General features: G+C 45.2%; 1 protein-coding gene. It reads left to right on the top strand.

Going from position 1 to position 427, the window contains the following annotated elements; genetic code table 11:
• The coding region (locus tag ETC00_RS20025; protein WP_253264356.1) for a nucleoside recognition domain-containing protein at positions 1-427 on the top strand (427 nt) is incomplete at both ends.

Genomic DNA, 427 nt, shown 5'->3' with positions numbered 1-427 from the left:
TGCTTATTGGGCTTGTGTTTGCAGGCATAAACGGGACGATGAAAGACGTCAACGAGGCGATGTTTCAAGGGGCGAAAGAAGCAGTAACGATTAGCATTGGTTTAATTAGCGTGCTCGTTTTTTGGCTCGGTTTAATGAAAATCGCCGAGCAATCTGGATTGCTTTCTTTTTTTGCTCATTTGTTCCGTCCAATAGCGAAAAAAATTTTCCCGGAAGTGCCGTCCGACCATCCGGCTCTTGGGTATATATTATCAAATATGGTCGCAAACATGTTCGGTCTTGGAAATGCGGCGACGCCGCTCGGCATTAAAGCAATGGAGCAATTGAAGAAACTAAACGGTCAAAAAGACGAACCGAGCCGCTCGATGATTACGTTTGTCGCTTTAAATACCGCAAGCGTTACGCTTATTCCTGCAACCGTCATATC

The sequence above is a fragment of the Brevibacillus sp. MCWH genome (assembly GCF_013096935.1).
In the GTDB taxonomy this organism is placed as follows: Bacteria; Bacillota; Bacilli; order Brevibacillales; family Brevibacillaceae; genus Brevibacillus; species Brevibacillus aydinogluensis.
Note: the sequence above shows the minus strand (reverse complement) of the source record. Positions and strands in the feature narration are given on the sequence as shown.